This is a genomic window from Anoxybacillus sp. UARK-01 (assembly GCF_002075365.1).
Classification (GTDB): domain Bacteria; phylum Bacillota; class Bacilli; order Bacillales; family Anoxybacillaceae; genus Anoxybacteroides; species Anoxybacteroides rupiense.
This window is the reverse complement of record NZ_NASY01000028.1, coordinates 82,990-105,991: the sequence shown is the minus strand read 5'-3', so window position 1 is coordinate 105,991 and position 23,002 is coordinate 82,990. Positions and strand designations below refer to the sequence as shown.

The following is a 23,002-nucleotide window of genomic DNA, read 5'->3' as shown; positions in this document are numbered from 1 at the left end:
TTTATTTGCTGTCTGCTCCTTTTCGAGTTCGGAATAAAAAGGCTCCAATGGCCACAAGAGCAACGCCAGCTAGCATGTTTGCCGCATAAGGAGCAGCCGTTTTTGGCAGCTTGGCTCCTGTTTCCGTTCTCTTGACTGGTTTTGGTTTAAGTTGTTTTTGGATTTGTACCACTTTTCCGCCTTGTTTCACATCATTTCCGACTTCTTCAAATAGATCGGAATTGAACATATCGGCTGTCAACACAAAATCAGCAAGCATTTCTCCTTGCTTGTTGTAAATTTCGATGAGAAGGTCATAGCCATTGGTCGATTCAAGAGTCAGCAATGACGATAAGCTTAATGGTTTTTTCTCTCCAGCTTTTGTTAGGTAAAATTGAACATCCAGCTCAAACAGGTCAAGCATGTCATGAAGAACATCGGCAATTTCCGCTAATTGAGCAGGAGACAATTCGGTTGCGCTTGTAAAATCGTACGCGCCAATGGCGGCTAAGCGTTCTCCGATTTCCTCCATTTTGCTTGCGAATTGTGGATCTTCAAGATTTAACGATCCAAAATGATTGTATAATTTTTCCAATTCGTCATTTGTCAGACCAAGCTCATCCAAGTCAGGCATTAGATAATCCACGACAGCCATTGCCAGCTCTTCGACAGTCGTATAATGGCTTAATGAATCACCGTGAGCGGCTAAAAGCTTCTCCAGCTGCTGCTTCGTTAAACCAAGCCCGCTTAAAAATTCATTTAACGCTTCTTCAGTAAGCGGAGTGAGGCTTTGATAATAGTCTACGGCATCTGCTAAATCCCCAATGGAGCTGTAATCTTCTAAAGATTCTCCATGTTTTTTTAACAGTGTCAGCAATTGCTCTTTTGTCATATGGCGTTCTTGCAAAAATTGGTTTAATGTTTCATCTGTAATTGGAGTCGAATAGTCATGGAAAAATTCGACATAATCAGCCAGCTCGTTGTAAAATTTAAACACATCGGTGATTGGTTGATTTGGTTCGAGTTCACCATTGTCAATCAGCATTTGTTTAAGTTCGTCTTCGGTCATTCCGTATTCGTTCAGCAATTGCGCCAAGTTCTCTTCTGTCAGCGCATCACCGAGCTCAGCGCGGAGTTCGTCGACGCTGTCAAAATCATCAAGCGTATAATCGTAAGAGTCTGCTAAGTATTCCTCCAATTCTTCGACTGTCATGCCGATTTCATTCAAATAGCTTTGCAGCTCTGGATCGCGGGAATCCATGGCAAAAGCAGAAACAGGACATGCCGCGATGGCGAGCGATGTAGCCAAAGCGAAAGGAATGAATTTTTTTCTCATGTGTAAGTAGCCCCCTATGTTGTTGTAATGATTACGTGATAAGTATAAACGAACGCAAAATGTTCTGAAATCTAAAAAAATGTAACATTAATGTAATTAAATTGAAATTATGTATAACTAATCATTTTGAAGGAAGTCGACGTTAATAAAAATAGCGCAACGGTGCCTGCCAGATGGTGATGCAGATAGAAAATCGCGATCAACAAGATGCTTTCATCAATTTGAAGAATAGCCGTCATGGGGAAGAAGGCTGTGAAATCATCCTGTATGAATATCACATACACACCGAAAGTCGGCGGGAGAGGTTCATCTGCGAGAAAGACAGCACAAGAACATATGTTACCATAGTGGGGATGATGAATCAATAAGAAATGGTGGGAATGCTCTGTTTTCAGGTTTTTGGACTTCGGCTTGTTGCTTTCCGAAGCCGGTTCGTTCCATCCACAAGCTGCCCCCTATCATTTTTCACAAGTGTTGATGATTATTATTTTACTAAAAATATGGAATGATTGAGCTAGACACCAAGCAATGTCAATGGGCTTTTATTAGATCATCAACACACCTGATCATTTTTTGTGAAAATGAACAAATCCTTCCCTTTTCCTTTGTGGGGAATGTTTTTCTTAATAGCTGGGACATATTGATTCATATGTTTTCACTCCTATCATGAAATTGGTATGATTCGTTAAGTTTTGACAAATTTGGACGATATAAATAAATGTAAGAGAGTGTTGAAGAGGGAGGGGAATAGAATGAATAAAGGTTTGCGGCATGTTGTTTTTGTATGGTTGGCTGTCTTGATCTATATGGGATTTTGGCAGGCTGGACACGTGCACGCGGAGGAAAACGTGCGCGTCGGCCTCGTTGTTTCACAGCTCAGCGAAAGCTATGCTTTCATTGAAAGGGCGGGCGGTTATTCCAACGGGACTTATATTCAGCCAAAGCTGATCGGCTCGTCGATTAAAAATAAACGAATCAAAGCCCAGTTATTGCTTGAAGGATTAGGATATCAGGTGGAACGCGTCCATGATGCGCAGTTAAGCGATCCAAAGCAACTGGCGAAATTTGATTTGCTGTTTTTCCCGAATACCGTCATGATGTCAAGACAGCAACGTCAAGCAGTGAAGGAATATATCAAAAATGGCGGCGGAGCGATTTTTGCGTTTGCCATGGCGAGGAATGACAGCGCACGTTATCCGTATAAAGAGACAGATTTGGATATAACTCCGGTGATTTACGAGACGAAAACATGGATTTGGGAATGGGACAATTTGAGCGAGGTCTTTCAATCCGCCTTTGTGAACGATGTAGCCCTTGGCAACTTTACGATCAAAGCGGCAGGAAGCCACCCCATTGTCACAAATACGTTAAAACGATTAGGAAAGACAAGTCTGCTTCTTGAAAATCGCCGCTTCGGCAAGTACCAGCCGACATGGGTTGAAATCATAAAGCCTTATTCTAATAATCGTTATGCTACCCCCATTTTGCAGTATGAGACGATCGGTTATTCCTCTGTGCCCGAGCATACACCTCCTAAGACAGGAGCGGCTTATGCGATTGAATACGGAAAAGGGAAAGCGGTTTGGTTTGGATTTCAGCTATTGGATTATATAACGGTCGATGAGCGTCTATCTCATGAGTGGGAGGAAAAGAATCCTGCTGGACAGCTGGAGGTCAAAGGGAAAGCATGGGATGATTTGAATGGCGGTGAAGATTTAAAAACGTTGGTCAATGAGAGTGTTCGCTGGGCGGCGCAGCCATTAGCTGTATCGCACCCAATCGACCGTAAAGTAGCGATGACATTAACCGATGTCCGGGCCTATCCGCGTCAGAGCGATTATGTTGTATATGGCACAATGAAAGCCAAGAACAACGGAAATGTGATTTCGCGCGGGACGATGCGAGTCGAGCTAACCGATCCTTCAGGAAAAGTGAGAGCCTCTTATGAAAAGTATGTAGTGGGTCTTGTACCAAAAGGAGATAGCTATCCAGAAAAATTTGCGTTCACACTTCCGAAAAATACCCCTGTAGGAAGCTATAAGCTAACGGCTTCCTATCGCGCAGGCAGAAATGCTCAAAGCGGAGTAAAAACGGCCGGCTATACGATCATGATTTCAATTAAAGATCCTAAAAAGAGCGCTTCAGTCCTTCCTATGACCCCATTTAAAGATGTGCCAGCGCGTTATTGGGCGAAGGCGGACATTGAGAATTTAGTAAGCTTAGGAGGCATTACAGGATATAAGGATGGAACATTTAAACCGGAAGCGCCTGTTAGTCGTCTGCAAGCGGCCGCCATGATTGTCCGTTCGCTTGGATTAAGCACAAAAAATCGGCCGAATCCGCAGCTGCAAGATGTCAAACCGGGACAATACGGGTATGAAATTATTGCAACTGTTATCGATGAGGGGATTTTTAGCGGCTCCAACGGGCGCTTTCATCCGGAAGCTCCTTTAACGAGAGAGCAGATGTCGAAAATTTTAGTGAATGCGTATCATCTGACCGGAGAAGATGACGTTCGCTTTCAAGATATTGCCTCGACGCAATGGTCAAGGCCGTACATTGCCACATTGTTAGCGAATCAAGTGACCAAGGCTAGCGGACTTTTTCGTCCATATGAACGAACGACCCGTGCGCAGTTTGCGGCCTTTGTCAATCGTTCATTGCAGGCGGTCGACAAAGGATAAAATCGTTGGCGAGAAGGCGGCGAAAGCCTTTTGCTTCCGACGATAAAAGAGCGCCCTTGAAGGCGCTCTTTTATTATTCGGTTATTTTTTTGTAATAGTGGTTTGAGCGTATAGAGTGATATTAGTTAAATTCGTTGCTGGATCCAACGTATCATAGAAATTGGCAGATGGGAAGTTGAGCTCGAGCTGTTTCGATTGTTTGGCATTTAAATAAACTTCGTTTGACTCGAATTCAAACAATCCGCTAGCAATCCATTCGCCATTGCTGGTTACCAATACAAGCGAATCGTTGACCTCAACAGGATAAGAGAAGTTGTTTTTCGCTTCCACTGTAAGAGTTAAGCTACCATCTTCTTCGAAATGATAGCTGACGGCTTTTAACAATACGGCCTGCTTAAATGAGTCATCTAGTACTCTTGCCATGAATGCGGAAAACTGTGAACGCTTCAAAGGTGCATTCGGACGGTACGTATTATCGGAATATCCTGTTGTAATGTTGTTATCAACAAGGCAAGAAACATAATCGTACAACCAGCTTTCGACATCAACATCGTCAAATTCTGAGCCGAAGGCATAATCTAAATGATAGGCTTCAGCAAGGATTTTGGCCATTTGTCCTCTTGTTAACGTGTCCCAAGGCTTGAAATAGCCGTTGCTTCCTGTCATGATGCCTTCGTCTGCAAGTGTTGCTGCATACTCATATCCGTAATCGCCTGGTTTAAGATCTTTGAAATTAGGATTTGGGCGGTTTTTTGTATCTAGCCCTAACGCTTTCACTAACATTTCAGCAGCTTGCATGCGCTTAATGGAGTCCTCCGGAAGGAACTTTCCATTTTTCCCGTTGATAATTTTTTTGCTGGCTAAATAGTTGATTTCATTATAGGCCCAGTAGCTGGAATTGACATCGGAAAATGAACCAGCTGCGGATGTGAGATTTGCCGGCAACACGAATGCCGCGGCTAGACAAAATAACAATGCGCGAAGAAATAAACGTTTCATTTTGACCCCCTGTGTAATCTTTAGATATATTTGTCGAATTTCATTATAAAGAGAAGCTGAGAGTTTGAAAAGAGTAAGAATTTATTGGAAAATAAATAGGAATGTTCATAGATTGTGATTTTTCATGCCCATTCATCGATTCATTCCAGAAAATACATAAAGACTTTGAACATGCCATAAAGGATGTTCTCAAGACTGTTTCCAAAGTTGGTCTGCATAAATCGTGTGAAAACATTCTATTATTTGCTGAGCATCGGTACAGCGGCTTTTAAGAAATTCGTTTTGCTCCATGCTGTGCCGCCTTGTGCCAGCGGATCCACCACGTTGACGAACACTTTCTTATTTTTCACCGCTTTGATATTTTGCCAAATCGGATTTTTTTGCAGCTGCTTCAAGGCATCCGTCTTATTCTTGTTTTCGTCTGTCGAGAATTGAACAAAGATATAGTCCGGGTTCATGGCGCTGAATTTCTCAAGAGACATCACTTCCTGAGATTTCGCCTTTTTAATCTCGTTTGGCACCGTCAATCCTAAATCTCTATACAGCGTAGGGTTGAAAAACACATCCTTATGATAAATCATAATGTTGCCATTTCTAATTCGGATCGCCACCACTTTTTTCCCTTTCAGCTTCGTGCCTAACTTTTTCTTAGCCGTTGCCAGTTGAGTTTTGTAGCTTTTGATGATGTTCTCTGCCTGTTGTTTCTTTCCCGTTAATGTAGCGAGCAGTCGTAAATTGGCTTCCCAATCTGTCGAAATGTGGGAGACGGGAATGGTAGTAGAAATCTTTTGCAATTTGTTCAGCACATCTTTCGGGAATTTGGTCGAGGCTAAAATGACATCTGGTTTTAACTTGACGATGGCCTCCATGTTTGGCTGGGTTTTTTCACCAATGGATACCGTAGAACCGGTAATTTTTTTGAACATACTTGGAAACTTACCGCCAACCGTGATGCCCCCAGTCGGCTTCACGTCTAGCACAAGGGCATCTTCCATCGTTTCCATGCTTCCGGTGATCACGATTCTTTTCGCTGGCACAGGAACGGTATACGTCTTTCCAAGATATTTAATTTTGGTCGTCTTGCTGGTCGCTGCCGCGGCTGGTGATTGCACTCCACCAATGGCTAAGAGCGCAATAAGTAGAGCAATAAAGCTACGATAAAGCCACTTCCGTTTTTTCATAAATGAGCCCCCCTGTTTTATAATGATAATGATTATCATTAATAATTATAAGTGGGTCTTTTCACTCATCCATAGACAGGATCCAGAAGTTATTTTGGACAAACTCCATAAAACAGCGGCAACGTTACCTTTTTTGTCCTCGTCACCTTGGATGGATGTATGCGTAACAGGATGGTTGGTATGGAAGTTTTTATAGGACTTTTTGCATAATCTTTTTCTCTATATATAAATGCTTAATGATTTCGGTATTGGAGCCCTTGGCGAATGAGCTAGATCGAATAAGAAGATGGAACATAGGGCCGACTCAAAAAGCGGAATTTGATTTTTTCGACGATTGGCGGCAAATCACGGACTTGTCTCGGTCACATCCAAGCGCCATACTTGCCCATTCAACTAAAGAGTCATTTCACTCCGCTAGATAAGTTGAAACGTGTTGGAACACGCATAAGCACTTAAATTGAAAATTATATACAGTTGTGATTCATTCAATCCCATGGGATGGACACTCACATGATTTTCATAAAGTATGTAACATCATCCATCGAAAAGTCTCCCGCCTCTAAACAGAGTGGGGGGTGTTCCCTAAGAGCGATTCCGACAGGAGAAGGGCAATGATTTGTTCTGGTGGCTTGCTGTTTTGTTTTCTTTGCTTTGTCCGACTGAAGAAGGATTCTAAAGAGGAAATGTAGAATATGTCATGTATGTAACAACGTGGACAGTAAAGAATAAACTTCTATTGCTTTCGGATGATTGGGACAACAAAGTGTCAAAAAGGCTGAGCTTTGGCGAGCGCACAAGCAAGACCTATGTAGCTATGCTGTCTTGCCCGATGACGGATATAAGCAAGTGTAATGGAAAAATAAGGAACAGCGCACGAGAAAAACGTGTTTAATATTGATAAAAATGAGGAATAATGTTCATATAGAGGAAGGGTTATGGCATTTTAGAAAAAAATTACGACATTATTCGACAAAATATTCTTTATTCGACAAAATACCTAGACAAAATTCGACAAAATTTTTATAATGTAATTACGGTAAGATTTTGGTGGGTAAACCATTGATGAGGCTACCAACTGAAGTTCATGGTTACCCAACAGCTTTTCGCCAGGCGAATATGCCTGGTCTTTTTTTTATTTTTATGAATCAACGCTGACTGAATAATGATGATTTTTGTCGAAAGAAAGATATTGACTTATATTGTGGATATATGATAAAAGGGTCCATTGCCGACCACATTTTTAATAATGTATATATTGTAGAGGTTATTATCAAACAAAGACCGGTTTGTACTTTGGCATACAGAAGCAGATTTTTCGGCAATCGGCAAGTCCGCCTTGATCTGTCTTCTGTCATCATATACATCATCTTTGTTCAAATAGAGTGTCAATGGTGTCCATCATCAAGAAAATGAAAGAATATGTCGGTTTTTGTCGGATTTCGTGTCTAACCCCTAAAGGCGATACCGAGATTTTGCTTCCTGTACGGTAAATGATCATTGTTAAAATGGAATAAATGGCTTAGAAAATGGTTTCAGTGACATGGAATCTTCGCAACAGTAAAAAAGGCTTCTTGTGCTGCCGCATGATTTTCGCGTCGGTTATGACGGTGAGTGCGGCAGGCCAAAAAGCCTCTATTCGACCACTTGAATGACTTTTTTAAACTCGTCGAGCGTCATGTCTGGAGTGATGCCATGGCGCTTTAATTGATATGGATCATCGCCAGGCTTCACCGTCCCGATCTTCGTTGTGAAGGCTAGTGTAAACCCTGTTTGTTTTAATATGCCGATCGTTTCCGGCTTATACTGGCCAAACGGATACGTAAAATAAGTCGTTCCATGAAGCAACTGCCGGCTTTTCAGTAAATCTGCTTTGACAGTCGTTGCTGGCACTTTAACCAAATTGCCAATGCCGTCTTTGCCGCGATTATGCAGAGCGTGCGTATGGCTCGCAAATTCGAACACATCGCCCATTTTCGCAATCTCCTTCCAGTTCAAGAACTGATAGTCATCAGGGTTAAATGGCTTCAACGGACGGCTGTTTCGGCTTGTGATTAAAAAGGCAGCTGCGTGCAGTCCGTATTTTTTAAGCACTGGATAGGCATACACGTAATTGGTTTTTAATCCATCATCAAAATGAATCATAATGCTTTTAGCAGGCAAGTCCTTTTTCCCTTTAACAAAGTCTTCAAGATCATGAAGAGTGATCGTATGGTAGCCATCATCATGCAGCAATTTCATTTGTTTGGAAAATTCCTCATAGCTTACCACTGTCGGATTATGATATTTTCGATTTTCTTTTTCTTTTAAGATATGATGATAGACAATAATAGGCACCGCAGTGGCTAATCCGGCTACCTGTTTTTTATGAATATAGGCGGTAGTGCCGGCAAACATGATTTGATACCAATCTCCATGGATTGCGGTCACTTGAACAGGCGTATTTTTATAAAGGACGCCGATCGGCTGGCCGAAGCGGGGGGCTTGATAGACCCAGATGTTTTCTTTTGGGCGAACCGTTTGAATCGCTTTTGGTGATGCGAGCGGTGAAAGAGTAAACGAACGATTCAGCTCTTTCACTCGCTGTTGATAAATATAGTATGGCTTGCCGCCAATTTCAGTCACATACCAATTTTTGTTGTATTGTATCGCATAAAAAGGCTGATTTTTATACAATTTCCCGGCTGGTTCAAGTCGACCGTGAACTTTACGGCAAAAAAACGTGCGATCGTCTGTCGCTTCGATCTTTTTCTCAAAATGCTGCGGAATCCAGCGGGCGGCTGCGACTACTATAGCGAGAAGAGCCATACAGATAGCTGCCACTATATAAGATGTTCGCTTCATAGAAATCTCCTACCTCCACTTATGTGTAGCGCCATAGGAATGGGAACTCCTCCCACTTTCCTGACGCGAATGTGTGTTGACAAACCTCGAAATCACGTCGCTTCCAAGGTTATCGAGCGATTTTTCAATCCGTGAAACTTGCTGTTTTAGAAGCAGCAGAAAAAGCCAGTGGAGAAAATCGGCACGATTTTCTCCACTGGTTTCATTTTGGATTTCTTCTTTATTTGCTTGACTGGTATACAGGGATATCGAAAATTAATGTATAGTTATCGATCAAATCATACAAGCGGCTAATATTGGCCACTTGCTTGACGGCCCAGCCGATATCGGTTGCATATTGATGGGTTCCCGGATTGGCTGGATTCCATCTCATTTTATACAGCGTGTCTTGTTTATAGGTTGGGTTGCTGATATATTGGCTGGCGATGTATTGAGCGCCTCCAATAATAGCAGCTTCTGGAGTAAACCAGCCCTGTTTATAGGCGTATTCAGCCCCGCATGTATTCGGACAACTGTCATAAGCGCCAATGCCGTACATATTATAGACCGTTTTTGGAGTGACAGGCTTGCCGTCGACTTGATCGACTAAGATGCCATTCGCCAAAGCGGAAGTTCCGTTCCCTGTTTCCAATAAAGAGTGTGAGATGAGATAAATTTCATTGATATGGTACTGTTCCGCTGCATCGACAAATGCTTGGCCTTTGCCTGATAAGATGCCCTTGTTGGCTAAAATTTTGTTGTTAATATCGCTGACAGGAACACCGGCTGTTTCTGATAATACAAGAAACTGAAAATACTCCTTGCTGTCGCGACTAAAGCGGCTTGGATCGAGGTAAGAAAGCACATCCGCTTGTTTGGCATTTTTCCAAGGGCCAAAGTCGATTTCGTACCAATCGCCCACCTTCGCTTTAATGTTAACGACAGCTCCTTGCTTTAATGTTCCCACAATCCAGTAAGTTTCTCCGGCTCCTTCCCGTACGTTCAAGGTAGTGGCGGTAACCGTTCCTTTTGTTGGGAACGTTGTGGCGTTTTGTACTTGAACATAGGCGGAGTGGACATATGATTTTTGGTTTCTGTACAGATCGGTTTGCGGATTTTTCGTCATCTGAATAGCCAGCATCTCATCAAGCGTTAAGTTATACTGTGTGTAACGCAAAATTGGGCCGACTTGAATGTCATTTTTTAAAACGTATCCAATTCGCCCTGACAGATCAATGACGACAGCGTCTGTTTCATCACGAATGATCGGATAGCTTTGTCCCTGCTTAAGGATGGCAAAGCGGACGAGGCTGCCGGTTGATTTGTCATACACAGGCACATCAGCGAGCGTGAAGAACGTTTGGTTTAGCGGCTGAAGTCCTTGGTTTTCATTTTTTACATTGATTTGGAATGGAGGTCTTGTCGACTCTTTCCAAACATATCCGAATTTTTGCCCGTATTTAATCTTATGCCAATTGCCTCCGTCGCTCACCCGCGGAAAGACTTGTCCCTTTTCCAAGTAAGCAACCGGCACGAGCGCTCCTGTACTGTTATCATAGACAGTCACGCGATCTTCGATCACTTCGAAATAACGGTCGGTCGTTTTGAACGGAAGCTTGACGCTGCTTTTATGGACATATCCAGCTCGTCCTGACACATCAACCATGTACCAATTGCCGCTGTCCTTCAAAATCGGATATTTCACGCCTTTTTGAATGGTCGCAAATTTCACAAGACTTCCTGACGAATTGTCATATACAGCTGTATCCGCGATGGTCGTAAAATATTGCGAAGTCGGCGCTAACGAATTTAAGTTTTTGATACTTGCGCTTGTAGCAGGATCTGTGGATTGCTTTAACACATATCCATAGCCGCTACCATACTTGATCTGATGCCAGTTTGCGCCGTAATCTTTCACTCTTGGAAACACTTGTCCTTTTTCAAGCGTGCCCACCTGTACGAGCTGCCCAGTGCTATTGTCATAGACTGGTAGAGGGCCATTCACGACTAAGAAGTAGCGGTCGCTGCTTTTAAAATCGACATGCACGAGACTTTTATGGATATAAGCGATTCTTCCGGAAATTGAAATTTCATACCAATTGCCGTAGTCTCGAATAATCGGATAGGACAGCCCCTTTTGGATCGTAGCGATTTGAATAAGCGAGCCAGTGGAATTGTCATAGACTGGGGCATCGGCTGTTGTCGTGAAAGTGCTTGCGCCGCCCGTCTGTGTGCTAGTTTTTAAGTTTGCGGAGCTGACGGGAATGGTGCTGCTTTTTAATACATAAGCGGTTTTAGAACCGAATTGGATTTCATGCCAGTTCGCGCCGTAATCCTTTATTCTTGGAAACAATTGCCCCTTCTCCAAGGTGGCAACTTGAACGAGCTTACCCGTGCTGTTGTCGTAGACAGGCAATTTGTCGACTGTGACTTGGAAGTATTTGATGTTAGCAGTAAACGCCGTTGTTTGTACAGCAGTCGTTGCTACAGATGCACGCGGTTGACTTGTTTGTCCAGACTCTGCCGGCTTGCTTGCTGGTGTTGTTTCTGTTGGCCGGCTTGAAGGAGCCTCGTTTAAGTTGCTTGAACTTTCCGAATCTGTTGAATCGGTTGAGTTTGCCGGATCTGTTGATGTCGTGGAATCAGCTTCGGATGGCTGATGATCGCTTGGCTGCTCCGTTTTTGTAATCGAAGCGGTTTTTTGAATATAAGCTAGTTGGCTTCCGATCACGACTTGAAAGGCTTCGTCCGTTTCTTGGAAGATGGGATAGGTGTCGCCTGGAAGTAAATATCCAATCACTTCTCCGTTTTGCGAATAAACGGCCGATTTCTCCTGAATTTGCACATACGAGTCATTAGTGTTATCAGAATTATATGAGTAATCATCAGGCGACGGAGGATCGATGTGTTGTGTATACACTACATCGACATAAGCTAATTCCTTTCCCCACTGAAAATAAACGTGTTCTCCTTCTATCTTGGCAACTTTGACAATCGCTCCTTTGGCTAACTCGCCTATAGGCGGAGTGTCTTCACTTTCCTTTACAGCTGTTCCGTCTCGCACGACCTGTATGTATGGAGCGGGTGGTTCAGAACTATCTGTCGCTGCCGACGCATAAATAGAAGGTGAAGCATAGGAAATAAGCAGCAATAACACAGCAACTACACTATAAAGTTTTTTGAATTTCACAAACATCTCAATCCCCCAGTAAAATTATGTAAGATTTATAGTGATACAAAACAAATTATATCATTTTTCCCAATAAAATGACATAGTTCGATGGGGCTATCTCACGATAATTGGAATTTAATAGATAAAAAGTTACCAAAATTCCCTAGTATGATCCTACATTTACATCTTCTTGAGATTTGCGCTGATATCATAGTGAAGAATGTTTGTCGACCATCTGGGGCCATGTGTTTAGAGTTCTTTGGCAAATATATGGAATTGGTTGTAGAACGGTTTTCATATACGCTATAATGAGGGGACAAATGGTGTTTTAACGTATTGGAGCATGTTTGCTAGAAAGTGTATACAACAAAGTAACGAGTGATAGAAAAATAGACGATTCAAGCTAGGTAACGAAAATCATAACTTCTTCATAAGGATGTTTATGAAGGGGATGGAATTTGTATTATAGGAGAAAAAAACGCGGTGAGCGGCTGCTTTTGTTCGAGATTTACTTGCAGAAGAGAGGCGTCTTCCATAAACCAAAAAGGAAGGGATCACTCATGGAGAATGGGCGATCCCTTATTGATCATATGAGGACGGTGAACAGTGTGAACAGAAAACTCATCCTTGGTTTTTTTGCTGTTATTCTTTTTTTTGTTTTCAATGGGTCCTATGCTCACGGCCAAGCGTTATCAGAGTGGCTGATTTATTTTCGTACGCAAGACGACTATTTGCAATTTCTTCAGACGTATCAAAGCCGAGTGGAAGATACCGGAAGCTCTTTTGTGGTCAAAGCGCGTTTTAGCAGCGATGAAATCAAAGCAGTTGAACAATTGCCTATCGTATCAAGGGTAGAGCCTAACTACCAGAAAACGCTGGCTGAAACAACGGCTTTTAATGATCCCTTCTTCTTTCAACAATGGGGACTGCGAACGGTAGGTGCAGAGGTGATTGCGCCGTCACGAGACGGGCAAAACCTTTTAGATGGTCGGGAAGTCATTGTGCAGAATCAATCATTTACATATGAGGAGCAGCCGTTATCAGCTTCAAGCTTTTCTTTTTTATTGAATGGCATGAAATTATCGCGGTTATCGCTGGAAATGGATCACGTGGAGGGAAACTGGCGGCTTGAGGTGACAGATGGGCAAGGCAATGAGCTGGCAGCGAATGAAGGGAATACGGCTCAACTGGACGTGCTGCTGCCCCAAAATCGTACGTACGATACGATCCATATTTTGATTCAAACGAATGGCTGGTCCAAGCAGCCGATCGTGAAGAAAGCGGCCGCTGTTAACCATGTGACGGTCGCGGTGATTGATACAGGCGTTTCGGTTCACGAAGATTTTTGCGGAAATGTTCTTTATAGCTTAGGAAAAGATTATGTGGATGGAGACGGGATGGCGGTAGATGAGAACGGACATGGGACTCATGTGGCTGGAATTATTGCTGCTTGCCCGAACAACGGAAAAGGAATCGTTGGTGCAGCCGGGTCCGCTCCTGTTGATATTCTTCCTTTAAAAGTGCTCGATGCGCAAGGGACTGGCGGGGATTTTGAAATTGCCCAAGCGGTGAATGATGCGGTTGCTATGGGAGCCAATGTGATTAATTTTAGTTTAGCGGGGAAAGGGAAGACGCTTGTTTTAGAGCAAGCGATTTCTCAGGCACTTTTGAACGGCATCCCTGTTGTCGCTGCCGCGGGTAATTGGGGAACATCGCTGCAGGATATTTATCCTGCCTCCTATCCAGGCGTGATAACGGTTGCGGCTATTGATGAAAAAGGCGGCGTATTGCCTTATTCGGATTACGGATGGGAAGTGGATGTCAGTGCACCTGGGGCCAATATTATCAGTACCTTTCTAAATGATACCTATAAATCTTTAAGCGGCACTTCTATGGCAACGCCATTTGTTACAAGCGAGGTAGCTATGCTGAAAGCGGAGCATCCAGAGCTGGATGTGATCCAGATTCGTAAGATGCTTTCGGAAACAGCCTTCGATATAGGGGAAAAAGGCTATGATATCCATTCAGGTTATGGGACCATTCAGATCGCTAAGGCGCTGCAGGCTTCGCCGAAAGCGGCACTGGATTGGCTCACCATCAAAAATGGACAGCAACTGAATTTCTTTCAGTCACAGCTTCTTGGCGTATCGGATGGGCTTGTCGGGAAAAATGTATATATTTGGTTGGACGATCAGTTGATTTTAAAGAAAAAGGCAGATCGCACATGGATTTCAGTGACGCTGCCGGATATTCGCTCAGGAAGGAACGAAAAAACGTTAAAGGTGATCGCAGTGGATGACGCAGGTACGATTTTAGCAACTGACGAACGGTTGATAAAAACGGCGGACTCGTCTTCGGCATCGTTTTCAGATGTGCCTGCTTCATTTTGGGCTTATCAAGAAATTCAGAGAGCCTACCAACAAAAGCTTATTAACGGTTTTACAGACGGCACGTTTCGGCCAAACCAATCGTTATCAAGACGGCATGCAGTGATGATGATGAACAGGCTGTTTCATTGGCCGCTTCATCATATTCAGCCGCCATTTGCCGATGTGCCGATCGATTTGGCAGGAGCGCTTTCGATTTATGCTGCATACGACCAGCGAGTAGTAACGGGCTATAGCAATGGAAGCTTTGCTCCCGAAAAGCTTGTGACGAGAGCGCAAATGGCGGTTATGCTGGCGCGTGCATTAAAGCTGAGCGAGCATCCATTTAGCGGGACGCCTTATCCTTTTAAAGACCTCTCTGATCCGGGTCATTTTGCTTATGATGCCGTTCAACAACTGGCGGACAAAGGTATTATTTCTAAGCAAGACTATTTTCATCCTAATGAATATTTAACTCGCGCCCAATTTGCTGCATTGCTGATAAGGGCCTCTGATTATCTACAAAAATAGAAGAATCCTATCGATTCTTCTATTATTTATTTTTCGACATTTTTGCGTCATTTATTGTCAAATGAGGGTTGAAGTTTTGGACATAGTTTCATAGAATGAAACATAGAGTGGAAAAATATAGCTGTCACATTCAATTTGAGATGGAATATAACACCAAAAATCAGGAAGGAGAGGGATTCATTGCGTTTTTTGTTAATGGCTCTGGCGTTCATTGTTATGTCGCTGCCTTTTGCGGCAAATGCTTATGCGGCTGAGCAAAACGACGAGTTATTAAAAATTGAAGATTTTAATCAGGCTCCCCCCGATCAGACAGCTGCTCACGTTGCTTCGTTTGCAATTGCTTCCTCAGGCGCGGTTTTTTCCGATGTACCTGAAGGCTATTGGGCAAAAGAGGAAATTGAATTTTTGTATCAGCGTTCGATCATTCAAGGATATCAGCAAGGCAGCCAATTGCAGTTTCGTCCGTCGGACTCTTTGACGAGGGCGCAGGCGGCCAAAATGCTGATGCTCGCGATTGGTGAAAAGGAACCAACTACCATTCAAGTCAAGTTTAAAGATGTTCCATCAAGCCATTGGGCGGCTCGCTGGATTAGCCTTGCGGCGCAAAAAGGCATTTTCACAGGATACGACGACGGCTCCTTTCACCCTAATGATAAATTGAAACGGTCGCAAATGAGCAAAGTGCTCGCTCTTACTTTTTCACTTTCTAATCCTCCGGCCAATGCGAAAAACCCATTTACTGATGTTAGCTCAAGCTACTGGGCTTATTCCTATATAACGAAGCTTTATTACAATGGAATTTCCAATGGAAGCGGAAATAAATTTATGCCGGAATCCTATATTTCCAGAGAACAGTTTTCTGCCTTTTTGGCGCGGGCGATGAGCGATCAGTTTCGTTTGCCGGTGAGCAGCGCGGATGAAGGTACGGTCATCGCGAAAGGAAAAGTCACCGCCCAAACGTTAAATGTTCGTTCATCTGGATCGACGAACGCTTCGGTTGTAGGCCAGCTCAGCAACGGAACCATTGTCAATGTTTATAGTATTCAAGGCTATTGGGCGAAAATTTCATATGGAAACTTGCGCGGCTATGTACATAAATCATACTTAAAATTGCAGAATGTAAGCGGCAGCGTGTTGGCTGGGCGGATTATTACAGTGGATGCGGGACACGGCGGAACAGACCCGGGAACGATCGGAAATGGCGCCAAAGAAAAAGACATCGTTCTATCTGTTGCGAAAAAGCTGAAGCAGAAGTTGGAAGCGGCGGGTGCCAAGGTCATCATGACAAGAGAGAGCGATACGTATCCGACATTGGAAGAACGGGTCAATATCGCTAAGCAAAATTATGCGGAGCTGTTTATCAGCATCCATGTAAACTCTGCAAGCCCGTCAGCAAAAGGAACGGAAACGTACTATGATACTTCGACGAATCCGAACGGATATGAAAGCTATTTATTAGCGAAGGAAGTTCAGGCGCAAATTGTGGCTAATGCGAATATGGTGGACCGCAAAGTCAAGGATGAAGCCTTTTATGTCATCCGTAACAATACCGTCCCTAGCATTCTTGTTGAATTAGGGTTTATTTCGAATACTGAAGACGTCAAAAAACTCACTTCCGACCAATTTCAGAATATTTTCGCTGAATCCATTTATAATGGAATTGTGCAGTACTATAAAAAATAAGACAAATGGGGGCTTTCGATGATTAGCCCCCATTGTTTTTTGCTAGATGAAAAATTGATATAATGGAATCGTGATAAAGGCTTTTACCTATGAGTGAACGATAGTATAATGTAAAAGTTGAATAAATAATAAGTTAAAGGTGCTTTGTTATGAAAATAGGGATTATTGGTAATTACGGACATCATAATAATGGCGACGAAGCAATTTTGATGGGGATTCTCAAGCAATTGACGGAAGAATTGGCGATCAGCAAAACGGATATCGTCATTTTTAGCCATAATCCTGAAAATACAGAGGAACGGTATGGAGTCCGAGCCATTCCGCTTCTTTCGCGAAAAAAAAGCCTTCTGCTTACCATTTTAGCTACCCTTAAGGCTAATTATTTGCGAATGAAGGAACTGGATGTGCTGATCATTGGCGGCGGCGGTTTATTAATGGATTTATATAAACGAGATGCACCGTTGTATGCAACGCTCGGCATGCTAGGACATTACGCCGGATGCAAGGTCGTGATTTATGGAGTAGGTGCAGGGCCGATCCGTACAAAGGCAGGTGCTTTTTTTATTAAACAGCTGCTGAAAAAGGCCCAGCAAATTTCTGTAAGAGACGAGAGTTCAAGGAAACTGCTTCAATCGCTCCAAGTAAAAAAAGAGATTGAGGTCATTGGCGATCCAGCTCTATTTTTAGCACGTTCATCGAAAAAAATGCAGCGAGATTCGGTTCGCCAAATTGCTGTGACAGCTGTTCCGTACTACAGCTCCCAATATTGGCCGACGACAGATGAACAGAAGTATCAGCAATATATTTCAGGCATGGCGCAAAATTTAGATGAACTCATTCGTCAAAAAGGGGTTCATATTACATTTTTTTCGACAAAATATCCCCAAGATGTGCAAGTAACAAAAGACATTGCCTCTTTCATGCAATATCGCGATAAAGTCGTCATTATCGATCAAAATTTATATCCGAGTGAGATTTTATCGCTTTGTGAGTCGCATGATCTCGTGATTGGGACAAGGCTGCACTCTCTTATTTTAGGAATCGCTGCGAAAACTCCGGTGATTGGTGTCGGGTATCACCCGAAGGTCCAGCATTTTCTGACTGCTATTCAGCAGCTTGATCGCTATATTGCGATCGAGAAATTAGCACAAGATGATCAGTTGATGCTGCAAATGGTCAATGAAATCGAAAAGAATTGGCCGGAAGTCCAGCAGCGTATCGAGTTGATATCTGAGAATATGAAAAACGAGGCCGAGAAGGGAATACAACTGTTACAGAGGATAATAGGTGAGAAGCATGTCTAATCGAAAAGTATTAGTGCTTAGCAATATGTATCCGACTGAAAAGGCAAAAGCTTTTGGGATTTTTGTAAAAAATCAAGTCGTCGCTTTACAGAAGGCGGGATTGGATGTTGATGTCATTGCTGTAACCAATCCAAGTATGAAAAAACAAGCGGTTCTGATCAAATATCTGGTTTGGCTGTTGAAAGTGCTAATTCATACGGTGGTTTGCGGAAGACGGTATGATGTCGTTCATGTCCATTATGTTTTTCCGACAGGCATATTAGGCCTTTTATATAGAAAGCTTTGGAAAACGAGATTCATTGTGACGGCGCATGGCGGAGATATTGAACGAATGGCGCATAAAAGTAAGAGAATTTGGCAATGGACAAAATATATTCTTCAGGAAGCTGATCACGTGATTGCGGTAGGACCGAAGCTTTATGAAGAGATTTATGAGCAATTTGGCGTGGCGAAAGAGAAAATTTCGATTATTAATATGGGAGTCAATCGCGAAGTGTTTCAGCCGATGAACAAACAAGAGGCGCGTAAGCTGTGCGGAATAGCCGACGATGTGATTCCTGTTTTATATGTCGGCAACATGATTGAGCAAAAAGGGCTGCTTGAGCTTGTTGATGCATTTGCTATGCTGAAACAGGAGTATCCGAACGCCAATCTTTATATGATTGGCCAGAAAAAAGATGGAGCGTTTTATCAACGGCTTTTGCAGCGAATGGAACAAAGCGGTGCGCAGGATATTCACATGCTGGATGCGATGAATCAATCAGAGCTAGCCATGTGGATGTCGGCGGCTGAAGTGTTTGTGCTGCCTTCCCATTTGGAAGGATTCGGGCTTGTTGCTTTAGAAGCGATGTCTTGCCATACGCCGGTGGTCGGTAGCGATGTCGGCGGACTTTCTTATTTATTGAGCGGCGGCGCCGGTATATTGGTCGAGCCCCGTAACAAGGAATCATTATATGAAGGAATAAAAACAGTGCTTAGCGATGCGAAAATGAGGGAACAATTAATTCAGAAAGGTGAGCTTCGCGCTCAAGAGAACGATGGAAAGCGAATCGTTGAACGAGTGATTCAACTTTATTCACCTCCGGAGGGAGTACGGGATGCGTAGAAAAAACAAAGACAGAAAAAAGGTGCTATTTATTGCTTCCCTTGGAGGGCATTTAACGCAATTGTTGCAATTAAAGCCTCTTTTTTCTGCGTACGATTATCATATTGTAACGGAAAAATCGGTCATCACGAAAGAATTGAGCAAACAGTATAAGATTTCTTTTTTAATGTATGGAGCAAGGAATTATCCGTTCCGATATATTTTTAAATTTTCCTATAATGTCATCATGTCTTTGTATTATTTTCTTCGCGAAAAGCCGGATGTTGTGGTGACAACAGGCGCTCATACGGCCGTGCCCATGTGTTATATTGCTAAGTTGTTTGGCAAAAAAGTCATTTTTATCGAGAGCTTTGCGAAAACCACGACTCCGACGATTTCAGGAAAATTGGTGTATCCAATTGCTGATTTATTCATTGTGCAGTGGGAAACAATGAAAAAACATTACCCGAAAGCGGTTTATGGAGGTTCGATCTATTGATTTTTGTTGTGTTGGGAACTCATGAGCTGCCTTTTACGAGGCTGTTGCGGGAAGTAGAAAAGCAAATTATCTCTGGAAATATTAAAGAAGAAGTGATTGTGCAGCAAGGGCATACGCCTTACGAATCGCCACATATGAACATGATGACATTTACAAGCTATGAGGAAATGGAACGGCTGTACCGGGAAGCGAGCATGATTATTACTCATGGAGGAACAGGATCCATTACGACAGGGGCAAAAATGGGCAAGAAAATGATTGCTGCCCCTCGTCTCATGAAATATGGAGAGCACAACGATGACCATCAGCTGGAAATCGTGCAGCAGTTTGAAAAGACGGGACACATTTTAGCATGGTATGAAAACGAAGATTTCAGCGAAGTGCTGAAAAAAGCCAAGCAGTTTGAACCTGTTCCGTTTGTCAGTGGAAATGATGAAATTGTCTCTATTATTCGTTCATTTATTGATAAGCATGCATAAATGAAAGCAGAGATTCGGCAGGTGAGGTTGTGAGTACAAAACGTTTTTTTCAATTGATTGGAGTAGTCACCATTGTCAATGTGCTTTCGCGTTTTTTAGGTTTTGTTCGAGAAGCTGTCATCGGTTATCAATTTGGCACGTCATCGCTTGCCGATAGCGTCATTTTAGCCTATACCATTCCTAATTTTGTCTACTCCGTGCTGGGAGGGGCTGTAGCGACTGCTTATATTAGCGTATATAGCAAAATGGATCGTGACATCCATAAGCAGCGGTTTCACGATGTCATTTTCACCTATTTGCTCCTGTTTTGCGTTGGATTAACAGGCTTGTTTATGATTTTATCAAAGCAGGTGGTCCAACTCTTTTTTAATGGGCTCCATCCGTCTGAAGTGGCGATGACATCGAAATTGTTTTTCATGATGGCTCCCGCAACCCTTTTTCTTGTTTTTTCGATGTGGTTTTCCGGCATTTTGAATGTGCGCGGCCAATTTTATAGCGCCTCGTTTGCCACATTGGCCAACAATGCTTTTTTTATTTTCATCGCCGTCCTCCTTTATCCGGCCATCGGCGTATATGCGTATGGATGGGGAGCGACAGTCAGCGCTGCGATCATGGTGGCTGTGCTCGTTTATTATATGTATAAGAGCGGCGTGCTCTGTTTCCGTCTCCGTTTTCATGTTTCGGAAAAGGAATACGTGCTTCGCATGCTTAAGATCGCTATGCCTGTTTTATTGGGCGGAGCGACTCTGCAGTTTTATTTTTTTACCCAGCGCATGTTTGCTTCGCAGCTGGATGACGGGTATGTCGCTGCGCTGAACTATGCCTCGAAGCTTGTTCAGCTTCCGCAAATGATTTTAATGACAGCGGCGACGACGGTGATCTATCCGCTGCTCGCTAAAAAGACGGCTGAACAGGATTATGAAGGAATTTCGCAAATCTTTTTCAAAGGTCTGCGTTTGCTCATCATGTTTATTGTGCCTGTTTCTGTCTTTGTTTATGTATATGCGGAACCGATTGTAAAAATCATTTTTGAGTACGGATCGTTTACGGCGCAGTCGACGTCTATGACGGCGGAGATGCTGAAAATCTTTGTGATCGGCATGTTTGCCCATGCAGCGAATCTGTTTGTCACGCGCTTTTTTTATGCGATGGAGAAATCGTTCGCGCCAGTCGCCACAGGGATCGTGGCTGTTTTTGGCGTCAATATTGCGCTCATTTCCTTTTTTATTGACCAATATGGAGCGGCCTCCATCGCCTGGGGAACGACGATTAGCGCTTTATTCCAATTCTTTTCCTTGCTCGTTCTTGGCACGCGTCAGTTAAAGCTGCGAATGGATACAGGAGCGCTATGGGGAAAATTGCTCCTGTCTCTTCTCATCGTGACGGCCGTCGTTTGGCTGAGCCGCTTATGGATTCATACCGGCTATGATTTACTTGATTTATGTCTTGCGGGCTGCTTATTTGCCGTGACTGCCTATGCTCTTTTTCGAACCGCGGGCTTGCTTTCGCAAGGATAAGGCTTTTTTTAAAAAACCTTCAGCTTGTCGACTTTGTCGACAAGCTGATTTTTTTTTTTGCGTTATCTGTCGATTCTTGGGATTTAAATGATATATAATGGGGTTATATCCGCGAACATCCGCGAAGTCACTAGATTTTAAGAAATTTTTTGTTTATGTCATAGATTGAATATGCTATAATCGACGCTGTGGGCTTTTGTACTGAGAAATTTGGCAATGAACGGTTTTGGTTTGAATGTGACATTAATGGTTATCCTAGGACATAGGGGAGGGTTCCCATGTTATATCTATACTTAACGATGCTTATATGCTTTGCGTTATCCGTTATTTTTACTCCATTTGTGAAAAAATTGGCTTTTCTTGTAGGAGCCACAGATAAACCGAATCAACGAAAAGTACACCAAAAAATTATGCCGCGTTTAGGAGGGCTGGCGATTTATGTCAGCGCCATGATTGGATATTTGATTTTACGGCCTTGGAACGAAGATTCGCTTTATATTTTATTAGGCAGTCTGATCATTGTGGCCGTTGGGATCTTGGATGATATCTACGAACTGCCGGCTAAAGTGAAGTTTTTAGGCCAATTCGTTGCCGCCTTTATCGTGGTTGTCATTGCCGGTGTACAAGTGACCTTTATTAATTTGCCATTCGGCGGGCAATTGCATTTTGGAATGTTAAGCATACCGATTTCGATTTTATGGATTGTGGGAATTACGAATGCGATCAACCTCATTGACGGGCTAGATGGCTTGGCAGCCGGTGTCTCAGCGATTGCTTTAATCACGATTTCTGGAATGGCGTTGATTATGGGAGACTGGTTCGTCACTTCGATGGGATTGATTATTTTAGCGAGCACCTTGGGATTTTTGCTGTACAATTTTCATCCGGCAAAGATCTTTATGGGAGATACAGGGGCGCTCTTTTTAGGATATATGATTTCCGTATTGTCACTGTTAGGCTTTAAAAACGTTACGTTTATCTCGTTTGTCGTGCCGGTGTTAATTCTCGGTGTGCCGATTTCGGATACATTTTTTGCTATCATTCGCCGCATTGTGAAAAAGCAGCCGCTTTCGGCTCCTGATAAATCTCATTTGCATCACTGTCTGCTCCGGCTCGGATACAGCCATCGGGAGACCGTGCTGATTATTTACGGCATGAGCGCCGTTTTTGGGCTGCTGGCGATCATTTTATCGCAGGCCGCTGTTTGGGTATCGATGATTATATTGGTTGTCGTGCTGCTTGCCCTTGAGATTATTGCGGAGAAGATCGGTTTAGTGGATGCGAATTATCGCCCGATTTTGAAAATCATGCGTGTGATTCGCTACGCGAATGGAAAACAAAATTAAAAAAACCGCCTTGCTTTTATGC

General features: G+C 43.1%; 14 protein-coding genes. 9 read left to right on the top strand and 5 right to left on the bottom strand.

Features of this window, described 5'->3' with window-relative positions; genetic code table 11:
- Position 1: 1 nt before the first annotated feature.
- A complete protein-coding gene (locus tag B6A27_RS03885) occupies positions 2 to 1,315 on the bottom strand; it encodes a processed acidic surface protein (protein ID WP_080860316.1) in 1,314 nt (437 codons plus the stop codon).
- Positions 1,316 to 2,067: 752 nt separating this feature from the next.
- Here B6A27_RS03885 and B6A27_RS03880 point away from each other — a divergent pair.
- On the top strand, positions 2,068 to 3,999 hold the full coding sequence (locus B6A27_RS03880; RefSeq protein WP_080860314.1) for an S-layer homology domain-containing protein: 1,932 nt from the start codon (positions 2,068 to 2,070) through the stop codon (positions 3,997 to 3,999).
- Positions 4,000 to 4,080: 81 nt separating this feature from the next.
- Here B6A27_RS03880 and B6A27_RS03875 read toward each other — a convergent pair whose 3' ends face one another.
- The 4 genes from B6A27_RS03875 to B6A27_RS03860 form a co-directional block, all read right to left on the bottom strand.
- Entirely contained in the window at positions 4,081 to 4,998 is a 918-nt protein-coding gene (locus B6A27_RS03875; protein ID WP_044745031.1) for an S-layer homology domain-containing protein, read from the bottom strand.
- 239 nt (positions 4,999 to 5,237) lie between these two features.
- Entirely contained in the window at positions 5,238 to 6,179 is a 942-nt protein-coding gene (locus B6A27_RS03870; RefSeq protein WP_080860312.1) for an ABC transporter substrate-binding protein, read from the bottom strand.
- 1,632 nt (positions 6,180 to 7,811) lie between these two features.
- Complete coding sequence (locus B6A27_RS03865; protein ID WP_080860310.1) at positions 7,812 to 9,020, bottom strand: polysaccharide deacetylase family protein; 1,209 nt, start codon at positions 9,018 to 9,020, stop codon at positions 7,812 to 7,814.
- A gap of 220 nt (positions 9,021 to 9,240) precedes the next feature.
- A complete protein-coding gene (locus tag B6A27_RS03860) occupies positions 9,241 to 12,195 on the bottom strand; it encodes an SH3 domain-containing protein (RefSeq protein ID WP_236631783.1) in 2,955 nt (984 codons plus the stop codon).
- A 584-nt stretch (positions 12,196 to 12,779) separates the two neighbouring features.
- Here B6A27_RS03860 and B6A27_RS03855 point away from each other — a divergent pair.
- The 8 genes from B6A27_RS03855 to B6A27_RS03820 all read left to right on the top strand — a co-directional run bounded on the left by B6A27_RS03855 (position 12,780) and on the right by B6A27_RS03820 (position 22,980).
- Positions 12,780 to 15,068: a S8 family peptidase gene (locus tag B6A27_RS03855; protein WP_236631782.1), complete on the top strand. Its 2,289-nt coding sequence runs from the start codon at positions 12,780 to 12,782 to the stop codon at positions 15,066 to 15,068.
- A gap of 180 nt (positions 15,069 to 15,248) precedes the next feature.
- Positions 15,249 to 16,751, top strand: coding sequence for an N-acetylmuramoyl-L-alanine amidase (locus tag B6A27_RS03850; protein ID WP_236631781.1), 1,503 nt, complete (start codon positions 15,249 to 15,251; stop codon positions 16,749 to 16,751).
- 149 nt (positions 16,752 to 16,900) lie between these two features.
- Complete coding sequence (locus tag B6A27_RS03845) at positions 16,901 to 18,055, top strand: polysaccharide pyruvyl transferase family protein (RefSeq protein ID WP_044745028.1); 1,155 nt, start codon at positions 16,901 to 16,903, stop codon at positions 18,053 to 18,055.
- Positions 18,048 to 19,160 carry a glycosyltransferase gene (locus B6A27_RS03840; RefSeq protein ID WP_236631780.1) on the top strand — a complete coding sequence of 371 codons (1,113 nt, stop codon included), beginning with the start codon at positions 18,048 to 18,050 and terminating at the stop codon, positions 19,158 to 19,160. Before B6A27_RS03845 ends, B6A27_RS03840 begins: the two co-directional genes overlap by 8 nt.
- Positions 19,153 to 19,638 carry a PssD/Cps14F family polysaccharide biosynthesis glycosyltransferase gene (gene pssD / locus B6A27_RS03835; protein ID WP_044745027.1) on the top strand — a complete coding sequence of 162 codons (486 nt, stop codon included), beginning with the start codon at positions 19,153 to 19,155 and terminating at the stop codon, positions 19,636 to 19,638. The genes B6A27_RS03840 and pssD overlap by 8 nt, the downstream gene beginning before the upstream one ends.
- Complete coding sequence (gene pssE, locus B6A27_RS03830; RefSeq protein ID WP_080860306.1) at positions 19,635 to 20,117, top strand: PssE/Cps14G family polysaccharide biosynthesis glycosyltransferase; 483 nt, start codon at positions 19,635 to 19,637, stop codon at positions 20,115 to 20,117. The genes pssD and pssE overlap by 4 nt, the downstream gene beginning before the upstream one ends.
- 29 nt (positions 20,118 to 20,146) lie before the next feature.
- Positions 20,147 to 21,634, top strand: coding sequence for a murein biosynthesis integral membrane protein MurJ (gene murJ, locus B6A27_RS03825; protein WP_080860304.1), 1,488 nt, complete (start codon positions 20,147 to 20,149; stop codon positions 21,632 to 21,634).
- 278 nt (positions 21,635 to 21,912) lie between these two features.
- Complete coding sequence (locus B6A27_RS03820) at positions 21,913 to 22,980, top strand: glycosyltransferase family 4 protein (protein ID WP_080860302.1); 1,068 nt, start codon at positions 21,913 to 21,915, stop codon at positions 22,978 to 22,980.
- Positions 22,981 to 23,002: the final 22 nt, after the last annotated feature.

What these genes read in the sequence shown, in the direction of transcription:
- B6A27_RS03885 (WP_080860316.1), bottom strand. Translation starts at nt 1,315, where the DNA reads ATGAGAAAAAAATTCATTCCTTTCGCTTTGGCTACATCGCTCGCCATC.
- B6A27_RS03880 (WP_080860314.1), top strand. Translation starts at nt 2,068, where the DNA reads ATGAATAAAGGTTTGCGGCATGTTGTTTTTGTATGGTTGGCTGTCTTG.
- B6A27_RS03875 (WP_044745031.1), bottom strand. Translation starts at nt 4,998, where the DNA reads ATGAAACGTTTATTTCTTCGCGCATTGTTATTTTGTCTAGCCGCGGCA.
- B6A27_RS03870 (WP_080860312.1), bottom strand. Translation starts at nt 6,179, where the DNA reads ATGAAAAAACGGAAGTGGCTTTATCGTAGCTTTATTGCTCTACTTATT.
- B6A27_RS03865 (WP_080860310.1), bottom strand. Translation starts at nt 9,020, where the DNA reads ATGAAGCGAACATCTTATATAGTGGCAGCTATCTGTATGGCTCTTCTC.
- B6A27_RS03860 (WP_236631783.1), bottom strand. Translation starts at nt 12,195, where the DNA reads ATGTTTGTGAAATTCAAAAAACTTTATAGTGTAGTTGCTGTGTTATTG.
- B6A27_RS03845 (WP_044745028.1), top strand. Translation starts at nt 16,901, where the DNA reads ATGAAAATAGGGATTATTGGTAATTACGGACATCATAATAATGGCGAC.
- B6A27_RS03840 (WP_236631780.1), top strand. Translation starts at nt 18,048, where the DNA reads ATGTCTAATCGAAAAGTATTAGTGCTTAGCAATATGTATCCGACTGAA.
- pssD (WP_044745027.1), top strand. Translation starts at nt 19,153, where the DNA reads ATGCGTAGAAAAAACAAAGACAGAAAAAAGGTGCTATTTATTGCTTCC.
- B6A27_RS03820 (WP_080860302.1), top strand. Translation starts at nt 21,913, where the DNA reads ATGTTATATCTATACTTAACGATGCTTATATGCTTTGCGTTATCCGTT.